We start from the raw sequence: 17,598 nt of genomic DNA, 5'->3' as shown, positions 1-17,598 counted from the left end.
TCATGTGGCGTCAACCCAAGGCGGTCTGGGCCGTCGCGTTCGCATCCGTCGTCGCGTTCATGGGCATCGGGCTCGTCGACCCGATCCTGAAACCCATCGCCGACAATCTCAATGCCACACCATCACAGGTGTCGCTGCTGTTCACCAGCTACATGGCGGTGATGGGCGTGGCGATGCTGATCACCGGTGTGGTGTCCAGCCGCATCGGACCGAAACGCACACTGCTGGTTGGCCTGGTGATCATCATCGCCGGCGCCGGACTGGCCGGCATGAGCGACACCGTGATGGGCATCGTCGGCTGGCGCGCACTGTGGGGCCTGGGCAACGCGCTGTTCATCGCGACAGCCCTGGCCACCATCGTCAACTCCGCGCGCGGCTCGGTGGCCCAGGCGATCATCCTCTACGAGGCGGCACTGGGACTTGGCATCGCCGTCGGCCCGCTGGTCGGCGGCGTGCTGGGCGGAATCTCTTGGCGCGGGCCGTTTTTCGGGGTGTCAGCACTCATGGCCGTCGCACTGGTGGTGACCGCGCTGCTGCTGCCGGAAACGCCACGCCCACAACGCACGACGACATTGGCCGACCCGTTCCGCGCGCTGCGGCACCGGGGACTGCTCGGCGTCGCAATCACGGCTCTGCTGTACAACTTTGGGTTCTTCACGCTGCTGGCGTTCACACCGTTCCCGCTCGACATGGGCGCCCACGAGATCGGCCTGATCTTCTTCGGCTGGGGCCTGTGCCTGGCGTTCACCTCGGTGGTTGTCGCGCCGCGCCTGCAGCACCGGTTCGGCACGGTGCGCGTGCTGGTGATCAACCTGCTGTGCTTTTCGGCGCTGATGGTGGTGATGGCCGTGGCCACCGACAACAAGGCCGTCCTCGCGGCGTGCGTGGTGGTGGCGGGTCTGTTCATCGGCATCAACAACACCCTGATCACCGAGACCGTGATGAAGGCGGCGCCTGTCGAACGTGGGGTGGCCTCGGCGGCCTACAGCTTCATGCGCTTCGGTGGCGCTGCTGTCGCACCCTGGCTGGCAGGTGTTCTCGGTGAGCGGGTCAGTGTGCACCTGCCGTTCTGGGTGGGTGCGGGTGCGGTGCTGGCCGGCGCCGGTGTGCTGGCGTTGACGAGCCGGCATCTGAGCGCTATTGACACAGAGCATGATGAGCTCGAGCAGGCCACCGCGGTGACCGTCGGCAGCGATAGCTGACACCCGGGGGCCGACCCCGAGGAGAACGATGCAGTTCTGGTGCGGCACCCCGTTCATGAAGACGTCCGAATCCATCGCGGTGGCGCGCATGGTCGACGAGGCCGGCTATCACGGCATGATCTGCGCCGATCACCTGATCTACCCGCGGGATCTGCGCTCGCCGTATCCCTCGCCGTCGGGCAAGCCGGGCTGGGAACCGGAGACCGCGTGGCCGGACACCTGGGTGATGACCGGGGCGATGGCCGCGGTGACCACTCAGCTGCGGTTCTCCAACGCCGTCTACGTCGCGCCGGCTCGCCCCCTGATCGAGGTCGCCAAACAGGTGGCGACGGCGGCGTCGATATCCGAGGGGCGCGTCTCGCTGGGCGTCGGAATCGGTTGGATGCGTGAGGAATACGAGCTGTTGGGCCAGGAGTTCAGCAATCGCGGCAGACGCCTCGACGAGATGATCCCCGCACTGCGGGCGCTGTGGCAGGGCGGCTGGGTGTCGTGGAGCGGCGAGCACTACCAGGTGCCCGAGATGATGATCGAACCTCATCCCCCAGCTCCGGTGCCGATCCTGTGCGGCGGCGAATCCGAGGCGGCGCTGCGCCGCGCCGCATCGTTGTGCGACGGCTGGATCGGCACCGCGTACACGCTCGACGGCGCCGCGGAATACGTCACCAAGCTGGATGTGTTGCGCTGCGAATTCGGCCGCGCGGACGAACCTTTCGAGATCATGCTGGCGCTCATCGATCCCCCGTCACCAGATCTCTACAAGCGGGCCGAGGACATCGGCATCACGGCGGTGATGTGTGCGCCGTGGATGACCGACGCAGGCGTGGCGACCGGCACCGACGTCGAGCGCTACCGCGCGCCGATCGAGAAGTTCGCCGAAACCGTTGTCGCCAAGTGCCGTTGAGCACTCACATCCAGATCGTGGCCTTCGGTCCTTCCCTGGGCTGAGCCAGCGGATGGCCGGCACCCAACAGGTTGCCGGTGATTACGCTGCAGAACCGGTACATCGCGATGTCGAAGATCCCGTTGCTCATCGGCTGCTCGATGAAATGCCCGAGCCGTTCGGCACCGATGAACACGGTCATCAGCAGCAGGCCGATGATCACACCGGCGAACGGGTGCGACGAACCATCGAGCCGGCTGAACGCCATGATCGCGAAAAACCAGGCCAGCGCGCGGATGAAGATCTCGTACTGCAGCGGGATCGGCTCGTTGCGAATGCGTTCCAGACCGCTCTGGGCCGTCACCAGTGCGGTATTGACGCTCATAAGCATCACGCGGGCCTGATTGTCGATCAGGCCGTCGGCGGAGAGCTTCTGGATGTCGATGGCCTGGTCGGTCATCAAGTCGACGGCGCTGGCGTCATCGGGGTCTTCCGGCGTCAGCTCGCGGACCCCGGGCAGTGCCGGAATTCCGCGTAGGTCCGCGGCGAGCTGCCAGGCGTAGCGGACCTGACGGCGCCGCATGCGATCCAGAACGGCGGCCATCTGCGGAGTTCCGGAGTCCACCGAGCACAGGGTGTTGTGGGTGGCCCGGGAATTGATGATGACGTTGCCCCACAACGTCCGGGCCTCCCACCACCGGTTGTAGGCAGTGGTGTTGCGGAAGCCGATGAACACCGAGGCACCGATACCGAGCACGGACAGCACAGCCGAGGCGTAGTCGATCTGGGTGGGATCGGGAATCGGGATCAGGATCGCGGCCACCACGATGATCGCCAGCAGATCCCACCGCATCTGCCACCACACCAGGCCCGTCACCTTGAGCGGGCCGAGCTTCCCGACGCTGCGAATCACCGCGCCAGCGTATTACCTGACCGCCTCAGAGAACGGCTTCGACGAGATTTCCCACCGCATACGTCGCGGCGATCGCGACGGCCCCGAAGGCGAGCTGTCGTCCGGCCCCGAACCACGTCGAGCCCTTGGTGAACTTGGCGGCCACCGCTCCGGCGACCAGCAGCCCGACCGCGCTGCACGCCAGACCGGCCCACAGCGAGTGCGACCCAAGGAGATACGGCAGCAGCGGAATGACCGCGCCCAGCGCGAACATCAGGAACGACGACACCGCGGCCAGCACCGGCGACGGCTTCTCCCGCGGATCCACGCCCAGCTCCTGGACGAGATGGAAGTTCACCGCGCGGTCCTCGTCACGGTGGATCTCGTCGGTGGCCGTTCGGGCGGTCACCTCCGTCATGCCCATCTCCATCAGCATCGCCACCAGCTCGATCCGTTCGGCCTGGGGATGACGCTTGAACGAGCGGCGTTCGACGCGAACCTCGGAGTCGATCTGCTCGTTGGCCGTCGTGACGGACGTATATTCGCCCAGCGCCATCGAGAACGCACCGGCGAGCAGCCCGGCCACGCCGCTGAGCACCACGGTGTGCGCACCGGCTCCCGCCGCGACCCCGGCGATCAGCGCCGAATTACTGACCAATCCATCCATCGCACCGAACGTCGCCGCACGCAGCCAGCCACCGCTGACGTCGGCGTGGGAGTGGTCGATGTCGTGCGGCAACTGCGGTCTATGGTCCCCGTCGGACTCCGCCATCGCGCCATTGAACGCCCGCCCGTCGGCTCACACCCACTCAGGTTTGCCTGTGTTTGCCACAACCGCGTTTATGGAAAGGTCCCCGGGGATACTTTCGGGGGATGACCACCACTGCGGAGCATTTGCGTAACGCCCTCGACGGCCGCTGGCGTGACGTCAAGAACGCCGTACGCGCCGAATTGTCCACCGAGGTATTCCGGCCGCACTACACGCCCAACACCGCGATCGCGCGGGCGAAGGTGGCTGAGCAGCTGAAGATCATGGCGGCCAAGGGCGCCGCCGAAGATGGTTTCCGCAAAGAGCACGGTGGCAACGGCGACGTGGGTGCGGCGGTCGTCCGCATCGAGATGCTGGCGATGTCCGACCTGTCGCTGATGGTGAAAGCCGGGGTGCAGTGGGGTCTGTTCGGCGGTGCCATCGAGAACCTGGGCACCGAACGCCACCACAAGGCCTACGTCCAGCGCATCATCGACCTGGATCTGGTCGGCTGCTTCGGGATGACCGAGACCGGGCACGGCAGTGATGTGCAGTCCCTGGAGACCACGGCCACCTACGATCCGGCGACTCAAGAGTTCGTGATCAACTCCCCCACCCCGACGTCGCGCAAGGACTACATCGGCGGTGCCGCCGAAACAGCGCGGGTGTCAGCGGTTTTCGCTCAGCTGATCACCGGCGGCGAATCGCACGGGGTGCACTGCTTCGTGGTGCCGCTACGCGATGACGACGGCAACGACCTGCCGGGTGTCACCACCTCGGACTGTCTGTACAAGGGTGGCCTGCCCGGTGTCGACAACGGCCGCATCATGTTCGACAACGTCCGGATTCCGCGGGAGAACCTGCTCAACAAGTACGCCGACGTCGCCGAGGACGGCACCTACTCCTCGCCGATCGAGAACCCGAACCGGCGGTTCTTCACCATGCTGGGCACCCTGATCCGGGGGCGGGTCACCGTCGGCGGCAGTGCGGCCGCCGCGGCGCGGGTGGCACTCGACATCGCCGTTCGATATGCCTTGCAGCGCAAGCAATTCAGCGCCCCGGACGGCGACGAGGTGCTGATCATGGATTACCTGGTGCATCAGCGCCGGCTGTTCCCGCTGATCGCCCGCTCGTATGCGCTGCAGTTCGCCCAGAACGAGCTGGTGGCCAAGCTGCACGATGTGCAGACCTCGGACACCACCGACACCGAGGAACAGCGTGAGCTGGAATCACGCGCCGCTGGGCTGAAGGCGGCCAACACCTGGCACGCCAGCGCCGCGATCCAGGAGGCTCGCGAAGCCTGCGGCGGCGCAGGCTATCTCGCCGAGAACCGGCTGATCGCACTGCGCGCCGACACAGACGTGTTCACCACCTTCGAGGGCGACAACCATGTGCTGACTCAGCTGGTGGCCAAGGAACTGCTGACCGCCTACGCCGACGACATCAAGGGCATGAGCCCGGTGGAATGGGTTCGCTTCGCCGCCAACTTCGCCGGCGATCGGGTGCTGAAAAGGACTGCGGCCGAGACGATCATGCAGAGGATCATCGACGCGCGCCAGGACAGCGAGGAGGAAGGCAGCCTCTTCAACCGCGGCACCCAGGTCAAGATGTTCGAGGACCGCGAGGAGTATCTGCTCGCCTCGGTGGCGCGCCGTCTGCAGAGCAAGTCCAAGGAGATGTCAGCGTTCGACGCGTTCAATGCCGTGCAGGATCACGTGCTGCACACCGCACAGGCGCACATCGACCGGATCGTGCTCGAGGCGTTCGTCGCCGGCATCGACGCCTGCGAGGACGAGGAAGCCCGCGAGATTCTGGGTCTGGTGTGCGATGTGTACGCGCTGTCGGTGATCGAGGACGACAAGGCGTGGTTCATCGAGCACCGCTTCCTGTCCACCGAGCGGGCCAAGGCCGTCACCCGCGGCATCAACGAACGGTGCCGCGCCTTGCGGCCGCACGCCGAATTGCTGGTCGACGGTTTCGGGGTGCCCGAGCAACTGCGCTACGCCGAGATGCTGCACCCGGAGAACATCGACTAGGCGTTTTGACAATTTTGACAAAACATCAGGGGTGACCCGGTAACGTCGCCGCCGTGGAATTGACGCTGCAACGCATCGGTGCGTGGTGCGGGACGATCATGATCATTCTGTACGGAACGAGCCTTTCGGGGATAGCGCGGATGTTCCCGCCGCTGTCGCCCGTTGCCTCGCCCGAGGAGATCGCCGAGTTTTACGTCGACCACAAGATCTGGATCCGGATCGGCGTCGCGGGGTGTCTGTTGACGTCGGTGATCGCCCTCCCGTTCCTGGCCACCATCGTGCTGCGCATCCGGCGGATCGAAGGCCAGTGGGGCATGCTGTCGATCACGCAGCTGTTCGCCGCCACGATTTTCGTTCCCGCCCTGCTGTTTCCGTTCCTGATCATGGCGGCCGCGGCGTTTCGCCCCGAGAGCAGGCCACCCGACATCACCCAAGCGCTCAACGACGTCTTCTGGCTGATGTTCATCGGCATCGTCGGAACGATCATCGTGCAGAACATCACGCTGGCGATCGCGTCGTTCATCGACAAGACCGAGCCGCAGACGTTCCCGCGCTGGTACGGCTACCTCAATCTGTGGGTGGCACTGCTGTCGCTGCCCGGGTGCGTGGTCGTGGTGTTCAACGACGGACCGCTGGCCTGGCACGGGGTGTTCGCGTTCTACATTCCCGGCGCAGCGCTGACGATCTGGCTGTTCTCGACGACGTACGTGCTGAACCGGGGCATCAAGGCTCAGCAGCGCGCCGAAGCGCAATGACGGCGGGTTCGACTTCCGCCGTCAGCCGCCGCATCCCCGGCGAACAGGGCACCTGGGTATTCCTGTTCGGCGACATGCTGGTGTTCGCGGTGTTCTTCGCCACGTTCATGGTCGAAAGATCCAAGGCACCAGAGGTTTTCGACGCGGCACGCAAGACTCTGCACGTCAACATCGGCCTGGTCAACACGTTGGTGCTGCTGACCAGTTCGCTGTTCGTGGTGGCCGCGATGGGCGCCATCCGGACCGGCCAACGTCCCATTGCGGCCAGGGCGCTGGTGATCGCGGCAGGCTGCGGCGTGGTGTTCGTGGCGCTGAAGGTCACCGAGTACATCCTGCTGGGCACCGCCGGACACGGGCCGGGCGCCAACCACTTCTACCTGTACTACTTCATCCTGACCGGGCTGCACCTGCTGCACGTCTGCATCGGGATCCTGGTGCTGGTGCTGATGCTCACCCAGACGCGGCGCATCGAGCTGTCGGCCAACCGGCTCGCGGTCATCGAGGGCGGCGGCTGCTTCTGGCATCTGGTCGACCTGCTGTGGATCGTCCTGTTCCCACTCCTGTACTTGGTGAGCTGATGTTGACCTTGATGCGTAACCGCGCCGGCGTGAGCTGGCTGATCCTGGTGGTCTTGACGCTGGCGTCGTTCGTCTTGGGTGCCGATCACGGCACCGGGTCACTGATCGCGGTCGGCGTACTGGCGATCGCCGCGTTCAAGGTGCGGCTGGTGGGCCTGGATTTCATGGAACTGCGGCACGCCCCGATCCCCTTGCGGGCGATCTTCGAGGTGTACTGCGTGGCGTTGTGGGCGCTGCTGTCGGGGCTTTATCTCTGGCTGTGACAGCTGACCGTGTCCGCTCCAAACCCGCGAAAAAGTGTGGCTGCAGCGGGTAGCTCTGGCGAAGCCTCCGGCGGCTATCGCCTGCACGTGATTGAATTGCCGACGAGGTCAAATTTGCTGGATCTGCCTACTCGGGGGAGTTTCTGTTCATGAAGCATGGCAATCGCGTGTGGCTGGGTGCCGGGACGCTCACACTCGGGATCGGAGCCGCGTTGGCCAGCGGCGCGGGGGTCGCCTCCGCGGACGCCGACACTGGTACGGGTACTGGCCAGTCGGACAAGTCGACGAGCACAACCAGGCAAGCGACCAAGGGAAGCGCCGGCCCTGCCCGGGTGGCGCCAAAGCGCCCGCCTCACCCAACACTGATCGCATCCCGCCGTGTGGCTCTCAAACTGCCGGCAGCCCCGGTACGCGCTGCGCTTCTGCCTGACGTCCTGGCCTTGGCGGGTCGCGAGTTGCACGACGCGCTCAGCGGCGGTGTGCCCGCCGTGGCGACGGTCGGACGGGTCAAGCCTGCGAGCGCCGTGGCCAGCGCCGGACCTCGGCCTGCCGCCGACGTTGCAAACCCGGTCGTCGCGACGATCCCGATCGACGGGGATCCCGAGACGGCGGTGGCCACCCCCGACGGAAAATTCATCTTTGTCGCGAATTATTCGAGCGGCACGGTATCGGTCATCGACACGGCCACAAATACGATCGTGGGTGACCCGATCGCGACGGGCGTGCAAGCCATATTCAGTGTGGTGACCCCAGACAGCCAGCGCGTCTATGTATCTGGTACGACACTGGACAACGCGCACATGGCGGTGGTCGCGATTGACACTGCGACCAGAACGGCAGGCGCGCCGATCATCACCGGCACCAACGCCGGTCGAGCGCCAGTCATCGCGATGACGCCCAACGGCCGCTACATCTACGTCACGGACGAGGACGCCAACTCGATATCGGTCATCGATACCAGCGCCAATTCGGTTGTCGGCACACCGATCACGGTGCCAGACCCCATCGATCTCCGCGTGACACCCGACGGCAAGACTCTCTACGTCACTAGCCAAGAGAGCAACAGTGTTTTCGCACTGGATACCGCCACCAACACGATCAGCAAGACGATATCGGTGGCGGGCGCGACCGAACTGGTGATCAGTCCCGACGGCGCTCGCGTCTACGTCTCTGACCGCGGCGTAGCAATCAGAATCATCGACTCGGCTTCAAACACCTTGCTGGCCAACACAATCGCGATTCCCGACACCAGCAGGATCGCCGGCACATTCACCGTCAGCCCGGACGGACGTTATATCTATCTCCCCAACGACACGCTTGGGCACGTCACGGTGGTCGACACCACAACCGGAGCCGTCAAATCCATTACGACCGGCGGTGTCTGGGGCGCTGATTGGAGCGCCCGGGTCACTCCTCACATCACTGCGGTCAGTGCTGACGGCCGCTATCTCTACGTGGGTGGTCTTTTCTATAACGGCCTGTCTTTCGGCACCGTCCAAGTGATCGACACTCTCAACGGCACCATCACCGATCCGATTGTCGTGGGAGGGACCGCCTGGGTCAACGAGATGATCGTCGCGCCAAGTGGAATGGTGTACGCCGTCAACAACGTTGGCACCGCTGGCACTGTCGCGGTGATCGACCCGTCGGTGCCGCTATCGTTCCATATTCCGGGCATTGTCAGCCCGGCCGAGTTGGGGCCCTTCGGGGAAGCCGAATTCCCGTCGGGACGGACGACACCCACGCCACTGGAAGTGTGGCGCGGTGTCGTCTCGCTGGTTCAGACGACGTTCTCACGGGCGGCCAATGCGATTACTAACTCGCTCTTCGCAGTCAGGCAGGCGGTCGCGCCACCGGTTCAGAAGCCTCAGTCACCCACCACGACTGCTGCGTTGTACGACCGGCTGAGGGACAAGACGGGCACAGCACCGAACAGCATCTGGATCGACAAGATCGACGCGTCGGACGGCATTCGCTACGTCATCTATTTCGGCGGCACGATTCCCACATCGCTGGACCCGCGCCAGGCAACGCTGGCGAACAACCTCCCGTCGTACAACGGCGTGGTGAAGCCGAATCAATGGAATGTCATTGCGAGGGCTCTCACCGCCGCCGGCGGAGATCCGACCGCACCGGTGATGCTCGTGGGATACAGCCAGGGCGGACTCGACGCCCAGAACGTGGCCCAGAAGTTGGGGCTCAACGTGACGGCGGTCGTCTTGTATGCCGCACCGTTGATCTCCGGGCCCCCGACCGAATACCCGCAAATCGATATCGGGGCATACGCGGATCCGGTGGTCCATGACTTCACCAAGCAACCCCAAACGGGTCAGCACGAGACCAGAAACCTGACCTACGGGGTCGTCACGTCTACGTACAAGCGCTACGCAGACCAGTGGTGGTACAACCCGTTCTGGGCGTGGCAGATGCACGGTGACAAGGCCACGTACATCGATGCGGCGAAAGCCTTCGACAACGTGGCGAAGGGCGGCAGCGTCCCGGCCTACTCGGCCCTGAGGTCCGCGGTCCTGCAATACAAGGGAACCGTCAGCCAATCCTGGAAGTAGACGGTTCCCTCCCGAGAGGGATCAGATGAAAATCCTGCTCCCCCGGATGGACTCGAACCATCAACCGTCCGATTAACAGTCGGAAGCTCTGCCAGTTGAGCTACAGGGGACTATCTGCTTCCCGCGCAAGCGCAGTTGCGCTGATGCGGGCCGGAGAGTGACTCTAGCTTACTGGGCACCCTCGACGCCAAACCGGTGGGCGGGCGCCAACCCTCGCCGCGTCAGGCAGGATGGTGGGGCGGGGTTTCGATGGAGGGAGCGCAGTGATCCGGTTTCTCGCGGCACTTGGAGTGGGCTACGTGTTGGGCACCAAGGCCGGCCGTAAGCGCTATGAGCAGATCGTCGGCACCTACAAAGCGCTGACCGGTAATCCCGCCACCAAGACCGTCATCGACGCCGGACGCCGCAAGCTCGCCGACCGGGTCTCACCCGACCCCGATCCGAAGATGGTCACGCTGACCGAGATCGACGCGCAGACCACCGTGGTGGAACCGCAGGCTTCGGAGAAATAGGCACGACGACATCGACCTCACGGTCGTCAATCACGCGAAAATGCAGCCCTCAGGTCGATCTCGACCGGGGAGAAATTAGCCCAGCGGAATGCTGATGGTCTGACCCGGCAGCAGCGGGCCGGTGGTCACGCCGATACCGCCACCGGGCATCGAGCCGGCGTCGGGGCCGTAGACACCGAACTGCGGGGTGCCGACGCTGACGTTGTTGTTCGAGTAGCTCAGGCACTGGCCGTCGCCACGGGAGCCGAACCAGGCCAGGCAGGTGCCGCCCGGGGAGGCCGACGCGGTCGGAGCCGTGATCTCAGCCAGAGCCGGCACCGCGGCCGCAGCCACAGCAATCGCGCCAGCAGCGGCGATACGCCGGGCACGGGTGTTCGCGGAAGTCATATCTGACCTTTCGCCGGGGACAGGCAGTTCGTTAACCATAACGTGCCCGGAGCCATCACGCAGTGAGGTCGTCGCCGCTGGCCTGTTCCAGCAGGCTGCGCCGATACGCCTCCAGTGCCACCAGGTCGCCGAACAGCGCGTGATATTCGTCTCCCTGCTCCACCGGCGACATCCGCTGCAGCTTGGACTTGACCTCGGCGACCTGCCGGCCCACCCAGACTTCCTGCAGCCGGGCCAGCACACCCCCGATGTAACGGGGCATCTTCTCTTCGTCCTCGACCCGGATGCCCTCGACCCCGAGTTCGGTGATCAGGCCGGCCGTCGCCGTCGCCCCGGTCTGCGCGCGCACCTTGTCGATCCAGTCGGCGCCGGTCACCCCCGACGACGTCCCGCCCGCCGTCTCGATCGCGGTCCGCACCGCGGCGTACCCCGGGTGAGTGAAGCTCTCCACGGTCAGCGAGTCGAAGACCGGCCCGGCCAGCGCCGGGTACTGCAGCGCGGCCTTGAGTGCTTCGCGCTGCGGCCACAACGTCGGATCGCGCGGATCGGGCCGGCGCGCGCCGTCTGCGGGCGCCGCCTTGGGCGCGGCACGACGGTTGTCACCGCGGGCCCCGGGCTTGTGCCCGGCCTCTTCACGGACCCGCGCGATCACCTGCGCGACGTCATCCCAGCCGACCCAGCCGGCCAGCTGACGCGCGTACTCGTCGCGCAGCGTCGGATCCTTGATCTGAGCGACCATCGGCACGCAGCGCCGCAAAGCCGCCACCCGTCCTTCGGCCGCGTCCAGGTCGTGCTCGGCCAGCGCGGTGCGGATCGCGAACTCGAACAACGGGGTACGCCGGGCCACCAGATCGCGCAGCGCGCCGTCGCCCTGCGCGAGCCGAAGGTCGCACGGGTCCATCCCGTCGGCGGCGACAGCGACGAAACTCTGACCCGCGAGGTTCTGCTCGCCCGCGAACGCCTTGAGCGCGGCCGCCCGTCCGGCGGCGTCGCCGTCGAAGACGTAGATCAGCTCGCCGCGAAAGAACTTGTCGTCCATCATCAATCGCCGCAGCATCGAGAGGTGCTCGTCGCCGAAGGCGGTCCCGCAGGACGCAACCGCGGTGGTCACCCCGGCCAGGTGCATGGCCATCACGTCGGTGTAGCCCTCGACGACGACCGCCTGATGCCCCTTGGCGATATCGCGCTTGGCCAGGTCGATGCCGAACAAGACGTTGGACTTCTTGTACAGCACCGTCTCTGGGGTGTTGACGTACTTGGCTTCGATCCGGTCGTCGGGGAAGATCCGGCGTGCGCCGAAGCCGACGGTCTCGCCGCTGGCGCTGCGGATCGGCCACAGCAGCCTGCGGTGGAAACGGTCGATGGGGCCGCGCTGGCCCTCCCGCGACAGCCCGGCGGCCTCAAGTTCCTTGAACTCGAAGCCCTTTCGGATCAGATGCTTGGTGAGCGCATCCCAGCCGGACGGCGCGAAACCGCAGCCGAACTGGCGGGCCGCCGCGGCGTCGAAATTGCGCTCGGTGAGGTACTGGCGGGCCGGTGCGGCTTCCTCGGATTCCAGTGCGGCAGCGTAGAACTCCTGCGCGGCAGCGTTCGCGGCGGTCAGCCGGCTACGGCTGCCGCGGTCGCGCTGCACACTGGTGCCCCCGCCGCTGTAGGTCACCGTGTAGCCGATCCGGTCGGCCAGCATCTCCACGGCTTCCACGAAGCTGACGTGTTCGATCTTCAGGATGAAGGCGTAGACGTCGCCGCCCTCACCGCAGCCGAAGCAGTGGAAGTGCCCGTGGTTGGGCCGCACGTGGAACGACGGTGACTTCTCGTCGTGGAACGGGCACAGGCCCTTCATCGAGTCGGCGCCCGCGCGGCGCAACTGGACGTAGTCGCCGACCACGTCTTCGATGCGGACCTGTTCACGGATGGCGGCGATATCCCGTTCGGGGATGCGGCCTTTTCGGTCGCCACCCCCGCTCACCGCACCGGTCATCGGCACAGTCTAGAACTCACGAGCACCGGCGTTGTGCGCGTCGATGCGTTCCAGCCGGCCTTCGGTGAACGACGCGATCTGATCCACGACCACCCGCATCCGGGCCGCGTCGTCGGCCGCGGCGTTGAACTCCGGGGCGAACACCGGATCGAGCGTCGCGGGCGCGCCGTCGAGCAGCCAGTGCGCGACCTCGTGGATGCGTGAGCGCTGCCGGGCCTGCAGTTCCAGATGCGCCGGGTCGGACATGATGAATTGCAGCGCGAGCGTCTTGAGCACGGCCACCTCGGCGCGCACGGTTGCCGGAACCTGCAATTCCGCCTCGTAGCGGACCAGCGGCTGCGGGCCTGCCACCTCGTGGGTCAGGCGCACGGCGGCCGAGGCGAACCGGCCGACCAGTTCACTGGTCAGCCGCTTCAGTGCAACCGACGCCGCGAGGGTCCCGTCGTACTTGCCGACGCCGGCCACCACCGGCAGCTGGGACAGCCGGTGCGCCGCGGCCTCCAGATCCTCGGCGCTGACCCCGCTGGACTCCCCCAGCCGGCCCAGCGCCGCTGCGGCGTCGTCGTCGGCCAGCACGCGCAGGTCGATACGGCCCGACACCACGCCGTCCTCGACATCGTGCACCGAATACGCGACATCGTCGGCCCAGTCCATCACCTGGGACTCCAGGCACGGACGCTGCGCCGGTTTATCGCCGCGCACCCACTCGGCCAGCGCCCGGTCATCGGCATAGAAACCGAACTTGCGGCCCCGCTCCCCACGGAACCACGGGTACTTGGTCACCGCATCCAGCCCGGCCCGGGTCAGATTCAGCCCGACGCTGCGACCTTGTCCGTCAAGCACTTTCGGTTCGATCCGGGTCAGGATCCGGAAGTTCTGGGCGTTGCCCTCGAAGCCGCCGCACGACACCGCGAACTCGTCGAGCGCGCGTTCGCCGTTGTGGCCGTAGGGCGGGTGACCGATGTCGTGGGCCAGTCCGGCCATGTCCACCAGGTCCGGGTCGCAGCCCAGCGGCACCGCCATCCCCCGCCCGATCTGGGCGACCTCCAACGAGTGAGTCAGCCGGGTCCGAGGGTTCTCGCTCTCCCGCGGCCCGACGACCTGGGTCTTGTCGGCCAGCCGGCGGAGGGCAGCGCAATGCAGGACGCGCGCGCGGTCGCGGGCGAAATCGGTGCGATGCTCCGTCGACGTACCGGGTAGCCCGGCAGTCTTCGGGGGTTCGTGCACCACCCGCTCACGGTCGGCCTCGTCGTAGTGGCCGTGCTGATTCGTCGTCACCGAGGCATAGTCTGCCAGCCCCGCCCTACTACATTTGACGCTCATGCGCCTCGTTCGTGTGCTCAGCCTGCTCGCGGCCATCCTGACCGCCGCCACCCTGGTGGCACCCGCCGCGGTGGCCGAGCCACCATTCCGGCTCCCCGACTACGTCACCGACAACGCCGGCGCCCTCGGCGACGGCCAGCTCGCCAGCGTGCAGCGTGCGGTCGACACCCTGTACAGCGACCGCCATATCCGGCTCTGGGTGGTCTACGTCGACTCATTCGCACCCAAGACCGCGATGGGCTGGACCGAGGAGACCCGGCTCACCAGCGATCTGGGTGATCAGGACGCCATCCTGGCCGTCGCCACCACACAGCGCTCCTATGCCTTCCTCGTCCCGTCGGCGGCGGCGGGCGGCGACTCCGCGGGGGTGGACAGCCTGCGCCGCGACAAGATCGAGCCCGCGCTGCACGCCAACGACTGGGCGGGCGCGGCGGTCGCGGCCGCCAACGGGCTGGCCGCAATGGGCGCCAGCAGCAGTTCCGGCGGATTCTCATTTGTTCCCGTGCTGATCATCGTGGCGATCATCGGGCTGGCGATCGCACTGCTGCTGTTGTGGAGCCGCCGGCGCAAGCACCAGCGGCACGAAGCCGAGGTCGCGGCCGCCAAGCGGGTGGACCCGACCGACCCCAACGCGCTGGCCTCGGTCCCCCTCGATGCCCTCGACGAGCTGTCCCGGTCGATCGTCGTCGACGTCGACAACGCCGTGCGAACCAGTTCCAACGAATTGGCCATGGCCGCTGAGGAATTCGGACAGCAGCAGACCGAGCGGTTCAACCGGTCGGTCGAGAACGCCAAGGTCACGCTGCAGCAGGCGTTCAACGTGCGCCAGCAGCTCGACGACGCGGTTCCCGAAACACCGGCCCAGCGCCGCGATCTGCTGACCCGGGTGGTGGTCGCCGCGGCGCAGGCCAACCGCGATCTGGATGCCCAGACCGAAGCGTTTCACCAGCTGCGGGATCTGGTCATCAACGCCCCGGACCGGCTCGACACGTTGACCCAGAAGATGGTGGACGTCAGCGCCCGGATCGATCCCGCCCAGACGACCTTGACGCAGTTGCACAGCGAGTTCGCCGAATCCGCCCTGGTGTCGGTGTCGCGCAACGTGAATGCCGCCAAGGAACGGCTGGAGTTCGCCGACCACTCGATCAGCCGGGCCCGCGAGTTGGTGGCCAAGCCGGTCGCCGGGGAGCAAGGCGAACTGGTCGACTGCGTGCGCGCCGCGGAATCGGCGCTACAGCAAGCCAGTTCGATGCTCGACGCGATAGACAGCGCGGCCAGCGATATCCGCCGCGCGGTCGCCACCCTGCCCGCGGCGATCGCCGACACCCAGCAGGGCATCAACCAGGCCGTGGCCCAGTTGACGCAGGGCGGACTGACCAACACCGCCGAGCTGACCACGGCACGCGACGCCGCCGTCGCGGCGGTGACCGCCGCCCAAACGGACGGGGCCGCAGACCCGTTGGGAGCGTTCACCCACTTGACCCAGGCCGACGCGGACCTCGACCGGCTACTGGCCGGTGTCGCCGAGGAGCGGGAAACCGCTGAGCGGCTGGGCCGTTCATTCGACCAGGCACTGTTCACCGCGCAGTCGCGGGTGCGCTCGGTGTCGGACTACATCGACACCCGCCGCGGCAGCGTCGGCCCCGAGGCCCGGACTCGGCTCAATGAGGCTGTGCGCCAATTGGAGGCCGCGCAGGCCAAGCAGAAGTCCAATATCTCCGAGGCGATCGCCCACGCCAACGGCGCGTCGATGCTGGCCGCGCAGGCGCAGCAGCTGGCCAACAACGACGTCCAGGCCGCACAGCGCACCTACATGAATCACTATGGCGGCGTTGGCGGTTCGTCCAACATGGGCGCGGTGATCGGCGGGATCATCCTGGGCAACATCCTGTCCGGCGGCATGCGCGGCGGATTCGGCGGTGGCTTCGGCGGCGGCGGTGGGTGGACGTCGAGCAGCTACGGTGGATCCTCGGGTGGATCCTCCGGAGGCGGCATGCTCGGCGGCGGCGGCCGCTTCTAACCCTTGAGGCGCGTCGCCAGGTAGTCGACGACCGAGTCGATGCCGATGCGCTCCTGGGTCATCTCGTCGCGCTCGCGCACGGTGACCGCATGATCCTCGAGCGAATCGAAATCGACTGTCACGCAGTACGGTGTGCCGATCTCGTCCTGACGGCGATAGCGCCGGCCGATCGCGCCGGCGTCGTCGAACTCGATGTTCCAGTACTTGCGCAACTCAGCGGCCAAGTCCTTGGCCTTCGGGCTGAGATCGGCGTGCCGGGACAGCGGCAGCACCGCGGCCTTGACCGGCGCCAGCCGGGGGTCCAGCCGCAGCACCGTGCGCTTGTCCACCCCACCCTTGGCGTTCGGGGCCTCATCCTCGGCGTAGGCGTCCACGAGGAACGCCATGAATGAACGGGTAAGTCCCGCTGCAGGTTCGATGACGTACGGGATGTAGCGGGTGTCGGCCGCCTGGTCGTAGAACGACAGGTCGGTGCCCGAATGCTCCGAGTGGGTCTTGAGATCGAAATCCGTGCGGTTGGCGATGCCTTCGAGCTCACCCCACGGGTTGCCCTGAAAGCCGAACTTGTACTCGATATCGGTGGTGCCCGCCGAGTAGTGCGACAGCTTCTCCAAGGGATGTTCGAAGAGCCGCAGGTTCTCGGGGTTGATGCCGAGATCGGTGTACCACTTCAGCCGCGTCTCGATCCAATACTTGTGCCACTCGGGTGCGGTATCGGGCTCGACGAAGAACTCCATCTCCATCTGCTCGAACTCGCGGGTGCGGAAGATAAAGTTGCCCGGGGTGATCTCGTTGCGGAAGCTCTTGCCGATCTGGCCGATACCGAACGGCGGCTTCTTGCGCGACGTCGTCACCACATTGGCGAAGTTCACGAAGATGCCCTGCGCGGTTTCCGGGCGCAGATAGTGCAGGCCCTCCTCGGATTCGATCGGCCCGAGGTAGGTCTTGAGCATCATGTTGAATTCGCGCGGCTCGGTCCACTGGCCCTTGGTGCCGCAATCGGGGCAGACGATTTCGGTCATCGCGACCGACTCGGGGTCCGCGATGCCTTTCTTCTCCGCGTAGGCCTCTTGCAGATGGTCCTGGCGATGACGCTTGTGGCAGTTGAGGCACTCGATCAACGGATCGTTGAACACCTCGACGTGACCGGAGGCCACCCACACCTCGCGCGGCAGGATGATCGAGGAGTCCAGGCCGACGACGTCGTCGCGACCGGTCACCACCGACCGCCACCATTGCCGCTTGATGTTCTCCTTGAGCTCGACGCCCAGCGGCCCGTAATCCCAGGCCGACTTGGTGCCGCCGTAGATCTCGCCGGCTGGGTAGACCAAACCACGTCGCTTGGCCAGATTGACGACGGAATCGATGACGGACGCCACGAGGGTGCCACTCCTTGGTTGTCTGGGGATGGGCAACAGCGCATACAGCCTAACGACCCGCCCAACCAACTTTTG

Annotated in this window: 15 protein-coding genes and 1 tRNA gene; 9 read left to right on the top strand and 7 right to left on the bottom strand. The window is 66.1% G+C overall.

What is annotated here, in order from left to right; all coding sequences use genetic code 11:
• The first annotated feature begins 2 nt into the window (after positions 1-2).
• Positions 3-1,202 (top strand): MFS transporter, encoded by a 1,200-nt coding sequence (locus EV580_RS31810; protein ID WP_133696776.1) that lies wholly within the window; start codon positions 3-5, stop codon positions 1,200-1,202.
• A 28-nt stretch (positions 1,203-1,230) separates the two neighbouring features.
• A complete protein-coding gene (locus EV580_RS31805) occupies positions 1,231-2,103 on the top strand; it encodes a TIGR03619 family F420-dependent LLM class oxidoreductase (protein WP_133696775.1) in 873 nt (290 codons plus the stop codon).
• A 4-nt stretch (positions 2,104-2,107) separates the two neighbouring features.
• Here EV580_RS31805 and EV580_RS31800 read toward each other — a convergent pair whose 3' ends face one another.
• Complete coding sequence (locus EV580_RS31800) at positions 2,108-2,995, bottom strand: bestrophin family protein (RefSeq protein ID WP_133696773.1); 888 nt, start codon at positions 2,993-2,995, stop codon at positions 2,108-2,110.
• A gap of 25 nt (positions 2,996-3,020) precedes the next feature.
• Positions 3,021-3,746 (bottom strand): VIT1/CCC1 transporter family protein, encoded by a 726-nt coding sequence (locus EV580_RS31795; protein WP_133696771.1) that lies wholly within the window; start codon positions 3,744-3,746, stop codon positions 3,021-3,023.
• Positions 3,747-3,847: 101 nt separating this feature from the next.
• Here EV580_RS31795 and EV580_RS31790 point away from each other — a divergent pair, with 101 nt between their 5' ends.
• The 5 genes from EV580_RS31790 to EV580_RS31770 all read left to right on the top strand — a co-directional run bounded on the left by EV580_RS31790 (position 3,848) and on the right by EV580_RS31770 (position 9,921).
• On the top strand, positions 3,848-5,758 hold the full coding sequence (locus EV580_RS31790) for an acyl-CoA dehydrogenase family protein (protein WP_133696770.1): 1,911 nt from the start codon (positions 3,848-3,850) through the stop codon (positions 5,756-5,758).
• Positions 5,759-5,856: 98 nt separating this feature from the next.
• On the top strand, positions 5,857-6,513 hold the full coding sequence (locus EV580_RS31785; RefSeq protein WP_133696876.1) for a hypothetical protein: 657 nt from the start codon (positions 5,857-5,859) through the stop codon (positions 6,511-6,513).
• Positions 6,510-7,091: a cytochrome c oxidase subunit 3 family protein gene (locus EV580_RS31780; protein ID WP_133696768.1), complete on the top strand. Its 582-nt coding sequence runs from the start codon at positions 6,510-6,512 to the stop codon at positions 7,089-7,091. The genes EV580_RS31785 and EV580_RS31780 overlap by 4 nt, the downstream gene beginning before the upstream one ends.
• Complete coding sequence (locus EV580_RS31775) at positions 7,091-7,354, top strand: cytochrome C oxidase subunit IV family protein (RefSeq protein WP_133696767.1); 264 nt, start codon at positions 7,091-7,093, stop codon at positions 7,352-7,354. The genes EV580_RS31780 and EV580_RS31775 overlap by 1 nt, the downstream gene beginning before the upstream one ends.
• 611 nt (positions 7,355-7,965) lie before the next feature.
• Positions 7,966-9,921: a beta-propeller fold lactonase family protein gene (locus tag EV580_RS31770; RefSeq protein WP_166654968.1), complete on the top strand. Its 1,956-nt coding sequence runs from the start codon at positions 7,966-7,968 to the stop codon at positions 9,919-9,921.
• A gap of 37 nt (positions 9,922-9,958) precedes the next feature.
• Here EV580_RS31770 and EV580_RS31765 read toward each other — a convergent pair.
• A tRNA-Asn gene (locus tag EV580_RS31765) sits at positions 9,959-10,031 on the bottom strand.
• A gap of 153 nt (positions 10,032-10,184) precedes the next feature.
• Between EV580_RS31765 and EV580_RS31760 the strand changes: the two genes are divergently transcribed.
• Positions 10,185-10,433, top strand: coding sequence for a hypothetical protein (locus EV580_RS31760; protein ID WP_133696763.1), 249 nt, complete (start codon positions 10,185-10,187; stop codon positions 10,431-10,433).
• Positions 10,434-10,508: 75 nt separating this feature from the next.
• Here the strand turns inward: EV580_RS31760 and EV580_RS31755 are convergent, their stop codons facing one another.
• From EV580_RS31755 to EV580_RS31745, 3 genes are read right to left on the bottom strand one after another with little or no spacing between them, the layout of a single operon-like run.
• Positions 10,509-10,820, bottom strand: a complete 312-nt coding sequence (locus tag EV580_RS31755; protein ID WP_133696761.1) for a DUF7155 family protein — start codon at positions 10,818-10,820, stop codon at positions 10,509-10,511.
• A gap of 55 nt (positions 10,821-10,875) precedes the next feature.
• A complete protein-coding gene (dnaG, locus tag EV580_RS31750; RefSeq protein ID WP_133696760.1) occupies positions 10,876-12,801 on the bottom strand; it encodes a DNA primase in 1,926 nt (641 codons plus the stop codon).
• A 9-nt stretch (positions 12,802-12,810) separates the two neighbouring features.
• Complete coding sequence (locus tag EV580_RS31745; protein ID WP_221220310.1) at positions 12,811-14,124, bottom strand: deoxyguanosinetriphosphate triphosphohydrolase; 1,314 nt, start codon at positions 14,122-14,124, stop codon at positions 12,811-12,813.
• On the opposite strand from EV580_RS31745, the gene EV580_RS31740 reads away from it, so the two are divergent.
• Entirely contained in the window at positions 14,123-16,144 is a 2,022-nt protein-coding gene (locus EV580_RS31740) for a TPM domain-containing protein (protein ID WP_133696756.1), read from the top strand. The genes EV580_RS31745 and EV580_RS31740 overlap by 2 nt on opposite strands.
• Here EV580_RS31740 and EV580_RS31735 read toward each other — a convergent pair.
• Entirely contained in the window at positions 16,141-17,523 is a 1,383-nt protein-coding gene (locus tag EV580_RS31735; protein ID WP_133696755.1) for a glycine--tRNA ligase, read from the bottom strand. The genes EV580_RS31740 and EV580_RS31735 overlap by 4 nt on opposite strands.
• Positions 17,524-17,598: the final 75 nt, after the last annotated feature.

Source organism: Mycobacterium sp. BK086, assembly GCA_004362315.1.
In the GTDB taxonomy this organism is placed as follows: domain Bacteria; phylum Actinomycetota; class Actinomycetes; order Mycobacteriales; family Mycobacteriaceae; genus Mycobacterium.
This window is presented reverse-complemented; position numbering and strand designations above follow the sequence as displayed.